Annotated in this window: 5 protein-coding genes and 1 pseudogene; 5 read left to right on the top strand and 1 reads right to left on the bottom strand. The window is 65.4% G+C overall.

Features of this window, described 5'->3' with window-relative positions; genetic code table 11:
- Positions 1–959: 959 nt before the first annotated feature.
- The 5 genes from TW83_RS16150 (at position 960) to TW83_RS16130 (ending at position 6816) form a co-directional block, all read left to right on the top strand.
- Positions 960–2111, top strand: coding sequence for a glycosyltransferase family 4 protein (locus TW83_RS16150; RefSeq protein WP_162198073.1), 1152 nt, complete (start codon positions 960–962; stop codon positions 2109–2111).
- A gap of 7 nt (positions 2112–2118) precedes the next feature.
- Positions 2119–3108 (top strand): glycosyltransferase family 2 protein, encoded by a 990-nt coding sequence (locus TW83_RS16145; RefSeq protein WP_045983806.1) that lies wholly within the window; start codon positions 2119–2121, stop codon positions 3106–3108.
- Positions 3105–4079, top strand: a complete 975-nt coding sequence (locus TW83_RS16140; RefSeq protein WP_045983805.1) for a glycosyltransferase — start codon at positions 3105–3107, stop codon at positions 4077–4079. Before TW83_RS16145 ends, TW83_RS16140 begins: the two co-directional genes overlap by 4 nt.
- Positions 4079–6505, top strand: a complete 2427-nt coding sequence (locus tag TW83_RS16135) for a GNVR domain-containing protein (RefSeq protein ID WP_045983804.1) — start codon at positions 4079–4081, stop codon at positions 6503–6505. The genes TW83_RS16140 and TW83_RS16135 overlap by 1 nt, the downstream gene beginning before the upstream one ends.
- A gap of 74 nt (positions 6506–6579) precedes the next feature.
- Positions 6580–6816 (top strand): hypothetical protein, encoded by a 237-nt coding sequence (locus TW83_RS16130; RefSeq protein ID WP_045983803.1) that lies wholly within the window; start codon positions 6580–6582, stop codon positions 6814–6816.
- A 99-nt stretch (positions 6817–6915) separates the two neighbouring features.
- Here TW83_RS16130 and TW83_RS16125 read toward each other — a convergent pair.
- Positions 6916–7351, bottom strand: a pseudogene (locus tag TW83_RS16125) (mechanosensitive ion channel); the annotation flags it as partial.

Here is a 7351-nt window from a genome sequence, read left to right as displayed (position 1 = left end):
GCCACTTGGGGAATGTATGGTAAGCCATATTGTGATGTCTTGAATTGCGTTTGCTAACCACAATGTTAGCCAAGCGAATACTAAAGAAATAATAATTTTATTCGTTTTTGTAGAACTTTTATAAAGCATACGCATCACCGTTTTTATTGTCCAATCCCTGATGCATAGCTGTAATCCCGAAGTGGAATGCAAATCAGAGGTTTTTCATAAATCTGTTACTCAGAGTAAGCTTCAAATGTCAAAGGATTTTGCGAAAATTTTTTATAGCGCAGGGTGCGGTTCGCAACGAAATCAATTATTAAGTGTAAATGGAAATTTTATGCAACCTTTCAATGCTATTGAATGTGGCATTATGGCTGTTCTGATAAGCGACAAATCGCAGTCACCAACAGTATATACACGAATATCCGACCACTTGCTTTCACGGCAAACTTAGGTGTTCAAGATTGATGGGGGTCAACGTCGCATGTCTTGGCAAAGCTTCCCGAGGCAGCGCCAAGACGCTCCTGACCAGCAACCCGCGTTGCAACCGCGACGGGAAGCGTTACCGGTAAGGAAGAGATACTCTGTTGTCGGCTCAGCGGAGGAGGTGCTTTGCACCACGTTGGGTTCTGATTGTCATGGCGGCATACGTCTTGCGTAGGGCGTGAGCACCTATTGAAGGCAATTGTGAGAAATTGATTAACGAGCTGAATAAGCAACCTGAAATTGAATTGACCTAGTGAAGCAAGCCTTGATGCAACCGTTTGGTGAGTAACACTGAGCCTGACCCCTTTGCGGATTCAACAGTTCACGCTTCCTTGTCGGCAGATCGCAAAAGTTGTCCTATTAGGCTGTTTTCCCGTGCGGCGGAATTGTCTATCCAGTGCCGACATTTCCTGGGCGGCCCAAGTGCTGTCTGCATGTCCTGTCCCAAGACCCTTTGTAACGATTATCCTGCCGGAGACCCTTTTTTGCACGTGACCTATCTTGCCCATGACCTTGACGACCCCTCGATCTGGCGACGAGTCAGGATGCTGCGCCAGGGCGGGGCACAGGTTCGGGTCGCGGGGTTCCGGCGGGGGCAGGGGGCGTTGCCTGAACCTGCGACGGTGCTGGGACGGACGTCGAACGGCCGCATGATCCAGCGCGTCCGCGCGATCGCCGAGGCATGGCCCCGCATCGCGCGCCTTGTCCCGCCGCAGGACGGCGGTCCTGAGGTCATCCTGGCCCGCAATCTGGAAATGCTGGCCCTGGGCGCGCGGCTGGCACGCGCCAGGCGCGCGCGGCTGGTCTATGAGCTGCTGGACATTCACGGCATGATGCTGGGGCAGGGCATGCCCGCCCGTATCCTGCGTCGGGTCGAGGCCGGGCTGATGGCGCGCACCAGCTTGGTCGTCCTGTCCTCGCCCGCGTTCCAGACGCGCTATCTGCGCCATTTCAAGCAGCCGGACGTCCCGGTCCTGCTGGTCGAGAACAAGCCCTTTGCCCGGCCCGTTCCGTCGTCGCCGCAGTCCGTTCCCGCACCCGGCGGGGCGGAGCAGGGGGGCCCGCTGATCGTCGGCTGGTTCGGGATGCTGCGTTGTCGCTGGTCCCTCCAGGTGCTGGATCAGGTCACCCGTGCGCAGCCCGGACGGTTCCGGGTCATCCTGCGCGGGCGTCCGGCCCTCGACGTCATGGAGGATTTCCACGCGGTCGTGGATGCCAATCCTGACCTGTCCTTCATGGGCGCCTATGACTGGCCCGACGATCTGCCCAAGATCTATGCGCAGTTGGACGTGGCTTGGCTGATCGACCGGTATCAGGCGGGGCAGAACTCTGATTGGTTGCTTCCCAACCGCCTGTACGAAGGATGCCTGAACGGCGCCGTTCCCGTGGTTCTGGATGGGACCGAGGTTGCATGCCGTGTCGCGGCCTGGGGATGCGGCGTCACCGTCGCAGCGCCCGATGCCGCGGCCGTCGCTACGGCCCTGTCCGCCATCGATCCCGCGGGTCTGGCCTCGCGCCGTGCCGCGGTCGCGGCCCTTTCCCGCGCCGCGTTGGAGATGGACGAGGCCGAATGCCGTCACCTGACGGCCGCCATCTGCGGGGCAGGGGACGTGGCCTCGGTCGCATCCGCCGCCGCTGCCTGAGGTCACGATGTCAGAACCCCATATGCTGATCGTCATTCCGGCCCTGAACGAGGCACGCCACATTGACGGCGTCCTGACCTTTGCCGCGGCCTTTGCGGCGCGGGTGAACGGGCTGGTCGTGGTCGCCGATGGCGGATCGCTTGATGCTACCTGCGACATCGTCCGCCGCCGAGCCGCCGCCGATCCCCTGATCCGGTTGATCGACAATCCCGGCCGGCTACAATCGGCAGGGGTGAATCTGGCCGTGGACCGGTTCGGGGACGGGGCCGAATGGCTGCTGCGGCTGGATGCGCACAGCGATTATCCCGCCGATTACGGCGACGTTCTGCTGGCCGAGGCGCAGCGGACCGGTGCCGACAGCGTCGTCGTCACCATGCATGCCGAGGGCCAGGGGTTTCTGCAGCAGGTCATCGCCGAGGCGCAGAATTCGCGCTTGGGCAATGGCGGGTCGGCACACCGGCTGGCGGGCGGTGGAGCCTGGGTGGATCACGGGCATCACGCCCTGATGCGGATCGACGCCTTTCGGGCGGTGGGCGGCTATGACGCGCGCTTCAGCCACAACGAGGATGCCGAGCTGGACCACCGGCTGACAGCCGCGGGCCATCGTATCTGGCTGACCGGGCGGACCCGGCTGACCTATTTCCCGCGGGCGCGCCTTGGCCCCCTGATCCGGCAATATTTCAATTTCGGGCGTGGGCGGGCCCGCAACCTGCAAAAGAACGGGACTCGCCCCGCGGCCCGCCAGGCTGTCGTGGCCATGCTGGCCCCGGCGGCGGCACTGGTCGTGCTGGCGCCGTTCGGGGCGGTCTTTGCCCTGCCGTTGCTGCTGTGGCTGCTGGCCTGTCTGGCCGGCGGCGTCATGATCGCCCTGCAGACCGGGCGGCCCCGCGGGCTGGTTGCGGGATTGGTGGCGGGGACCATGCACATGGCCTGGTCTGCCGGGTTCTGGCGGGAATGGCTGTCCCGCAAGCCCGCTGCGGAACGGACCCCTGCATGAGCGCGCCGTTGTTTCACGACAGGGTGCTGATCGGCATCTGCACCTTCCGGCGCCCGGAACTGGCAGCCACGCTGGCATCGCTTGCCGCGCTGACGCCCTGCGGCCTGCCGGTGGCCGTGGCCATCGCCGACAACGACGCGCAGCCCTCGGCCCGCGACCTGGTCGAAAGGATCGCCGCCGACCATCCCCTCGAGGTCAGCTATCTGCATGCGCCCCAGGCCAACATCTCGATCGCGCGGAACGCGCTGCTGGATCACGCCCGCGCCACGGGCGCGCGGCTGCTGGTCTATCTGGACGATGACGAGACGGTCGAAGCCGACTGGCTGATGCATCTTGTGGCGGCGTGGCGCGATGCGGATGCAGGCGCCGTCCTGGGGCCGGTGCGCGCCCATTACCGTCCCGACGCGCCGGTCTGGATGGACCGCGCGCGGGCGCATGATACGCTGCCGGTCTATGGCCCGGATGGCTCGATCACCAGCGGCTATACCTGCAACGTGCTTGTCGACCTGGCCGACCCGGCGGCGCGACGGCTGTCGTTCGACCTGGTCCGGGGCCGTTCGGGCGGCGAGGACAGTGCCTTTTTTGCCGGTTTTCTGGCCGCTGGCGGTAAAATCGCCTTTGCGCCCTTGGCTGTCGTGCACGAAACCGTGCCATCGGACCGCGCGCGCCTTGCCTGGTTGCTGCGGCGCCGCTATCGGATGGGTCAGACGCATGCCAGCCTGATCGCCCAGGGACGCCCGCGCGCCGGGCGCATTCGCGCGGCCGGGGTGGCGGTGGCCAAGGCCCTGGTCTGCGGCGGACTGGCCATGGTCGGGGCGGCACGTCCGGCCTGGCGCAACCGCCAGCTGATGCGTGCGGCGCTTCATGTCGGGGCGGCCGCCCATCTTGGCGGCGCACGGCAGATCGAAATTTATGGAACGGCGCCGGATCGGTCGGATACCGAACCCCGCTCGGGACCCAAGGAAAGCTGATGGGACGCGAACTCAAGCCCTATGACGGGAACATGGCCTATATCGAGGCACCGGCCGCGCCGGCCCAGACCATCGATCTGCGGCGGCTGATGGTGGCATTGCGCCGGCAGCGCACGACCATCCTGCTGCCCGCCGTGCTGCTGGGGATGCTGGGCCTGACCTATTCCATCGCCAAGCCTGAAACCTACACCACCTATTCCAGCCTGCTTTTGGATAGCAACGTCAACCGGTCCGTCCAGCAGGCGGGCGGCATCGCCAGCGCCGCCCTTCCGGTCGAGCGGATCGAGAACGCGCGCGTCGTCCTGGAATCGAACAAGCTGGCCGACGACGTGCTGAACCTGACCGGGCTGCAGGAGAACCCGTCGTTCATGGACCCGCCGCGGTCGGCCTTCACCTCGGCCATCGGGGGCTTCCTGTCGACGGTGTTCTGGCCGGTGACCTGGATCCGCGATCAGCTGGTCGCGCTGACCACCCCCGCCGATGTCATTAATCCGGACGACCTGATGGCGTCCGACGCGACGATGGCGCAGGTCGACCCTGCGCGTCGCCTGGCCGCCGCGCGGCTGCGGGGCGAGATCCGGGTGGACCGGATCGGCCAGAGCTCTGCCGTGGCGGTCAGCTATTCCTCGCATGACCCCGAGATCGCGGCGCAGGTCGCCAATGCCTATGCCGATCTCTATGTCCAGGACATCCTGTCCTCGAATGCCGATTCCGTCGGCCAGACCAATGCCTGGATGCGCACCCGCCTGGAGGAGCTGCAGGCGCAGGCGCAGGCTGCCGCCGGCGCGGCCGAACGCTTTGCCGCCGAGAACAGCCTGGTCGAGTTCTCCTCGGGCGGGCTTCTGACCGAACAGGCGCTGAACGAACTGAACTCCAGCCTGACCGAGGTCCTGACCGAGGCCGCGCGGGCGCGGGCGGTTCTGGACACCTATGACCGCGCCGTCGCCGGCGGGGTCGAGGGGCTGACCAACAGCAACAGCTCGCTGGCCATCGGCGGCGAGGTGTCGGACGAACTGCGGGCGCGGCTGGATTCCTACAACGATGTCCAGGCCCGGCTGCAGCGCCTGCTGGCTTCGTCGGGACCGGACCATCCGCAGGTCCCCGGCCTGCAGCAGACCCTGGTCAGCACCGCCGAACGCCTGTTCATCGAACTGCAGGCTCAACGCGCCGAGGCCCAGAGCACGCTGGACGTCGCCAATGCCCGCGTCGAGGCCCTGCAGGAAAGCGTCCAGCAGGCCTCGGCCCGCAACAGCGACCAGGCCGCCAACTTCGTCCGGCTGCGGGCCCTGCAGGAAGAGGCCGCGACCCTGTCCGCGATCTATCAGCAGACCCTGACCCGGTCGCAGGAGATCGAGCAGCAGCAGTCCTTCCCGGTGTCGAACGTGCGGATCCTGTCCTATGCCCAGGTGCCGACCACGCCCTCGGGCCCGGCGGTGCTGCGCACGGCGCTTGCCGCGACGCTGCTGGGGATGTTCCTGGGCATGGCCATCGCCGCGCTGCGCGAATGGCGCGAACGCTCGCTGCGGACATCCACCGACCTGACCGAATATTCGGGCCTGCGGTTCCTGGGCCACCTGCCGGTGCTGCCCGCGGTCCGTCGTCCCCGTGCGGTGGGCGCGGCACCCGCGGCCACCCGAACGCCACCGGCCACGGCCAGCGGGCAGACACTGCCCGTCCTGTCCAGGCTGCGGCCACCGGTCATCCAGGTGCCGGTCCCGGTGCTGCACTATCCCGATTCCGTCTATGCCGAAACGCTGCGCCATGTCCGCCTTGCGGGCGAGGCGACGGGCCGGGCGCTGCCCGTCACGGGCGTCACGTCGTTCCATCCCTTTGACGGACGGTCCTCGGTCGCCTTCAACCTGGCGGGCCAGCTGGGCATCGGCATGCATTCTGTCCTGCTGATCGACGCCGACAGCCGCGGCCGCACGCTCAGCCGGATGCTGGGCCTGGACCGCAAGCCGGGCCTGACCGACGCGGTCAGCGGCGGCGGCAACTGGCAGGACATGCTGGTCGGCATCGCCAACACCAACCTGGTCGTGCTGCCCTGCGGGCTGGATCAGGGCGGGCCTTCGGACGACCTGTTGACCGGCCAGATGCTGGGCCAGATCGCGGCCGAGGCGCGCGACGGCGATTTCAGCCGCGTCATCGTCGACGTCCCGCCGCTGTACCCCGTGGCCCAAGGCCGGGCGATCCTGCACGAGCTGGCACAGTTCGTCATCGTGGCCGAATGGGGCCGCACCTCGCGCGCCATGGCCGAGACCGCCCTGGCCGAGGATTCCCTGTTGGAATCGCGGTGCCTGGGCGTCGTCTACGACCGCGTGAACCTGCGCAAGCTCAAGTCGTTCCTGCTGCCCGGAGAGATGGAGAACTATCTGGCCGGCCCCAAATCCTACATGTCGCTCAAGCGTCGCATGACGGGTCGGTAAGGTTTTCTTAACCTTTGTCGCTCACCTTGATGTCTCCCGTGCTATAGCGGGGGCAATCTGATGAGAGATGCGGCATGTTTATCATCTGTTACCTGCTGGCTGCCTTGACGACGACCGCGGTGGCCCTGATCGGGGGCGCGGCGGCGGGATATTCGGCTTGGGAAAGCCTGGGCATGGCGTTGCTGGCTGTGGTTTTCCTGCAGATGGTGATTCTGGGCTATGTGATCCTGGCCACGATCCGCAACACCCGCGGATCGCGTGCCACCCGGCCAAGAACCGCACGCAATCAACTGTCCATCCAGCCCAAGTAGGGCTTGCCCGCCCTTTCTGTGCCGAAAGCCGATCGACAAGGACGTCACGATCCCTGCGACAGGCCTTCGGAAGGCATGCCACGGTGACAGCCGCAGGACCTAGCCCTTGACCTCGATGATCCCCTTGTCGGCCAGACCTGCGGATTGATCGGGGCGGTCGTCCATCTGGATGCTGCCCCGGTGGCGGGGCATGGCATGGGGCTGGTCCGTCTGCAGATAGGCCAGCAGGTGCTCCCTGATCTCGCAACGCAGATCGAAGGCACGTCCGGCGTTGCGGGCACTGGCCAGGATGCGCACCTCGGTCACGGTCTCACGGAAATCGGTGACCTGCAGGGCAAAGACGTCGCGGTCCCACAGGGGTGACGCCCGAACGATGCGTTCCGCCTCAAGGCGCAGGTCGGGAATGCTGACCGCGTAATCGACATAAAGCATCACCACTCCGATCAGCGTCGCATCCGCGCGCGTCCAGTTCTGGAAGGGCTGGTCCATGAAGTAGCTCAGCGGCACGATCAGGCGGCGCTTGTCCCAGATGCGG

The sequence above is a fragment of the Paracoccus sp. S4493 genome, assembly GCF_000967735.1.
Taxonomy (GTDB): Bacteria; Pseudomonadota; Alphaproteobacteria; order Rhodobacterales; family Rhodobacteraceae; genus Paracoccus; species Paracoccus marcusii.
The sequence above is the reverse complement of the archived record's forward strand: the minus strand, read 5'-3'. Positions and strand labels throughout refer to the sequence as shown.

Coding starts and splice junctions, on each gene's coding strand:
- TW83_RS16145 (WP_045983806.1), top strand. CDS start 2,119: ATGTCAGAACCCCATATGCTGATCGTCATTCCGGCCCTGAACGAGGCA.
- TW83_RS16140 (WP_045983805.1), top strand. CDS start 3,105: ATGAGCGCGCCGTTGTTTCACGACAGGGTGCTGATCGGCATCTGCACC.
- TW83_RS16135 (WP_045983804.1), top strand. CDS start 4,079: ATGGGACGCGAACTCAAGCCCTATGACGGGAACATGGCCTATATCGAG.
- TW83_RS16130 (WP_045983803.1), top strand. CDS start 6,580: ATGTTTATCATCTGTTACCTGCTGGCTGCCTTGACGACGACCGCGGTG.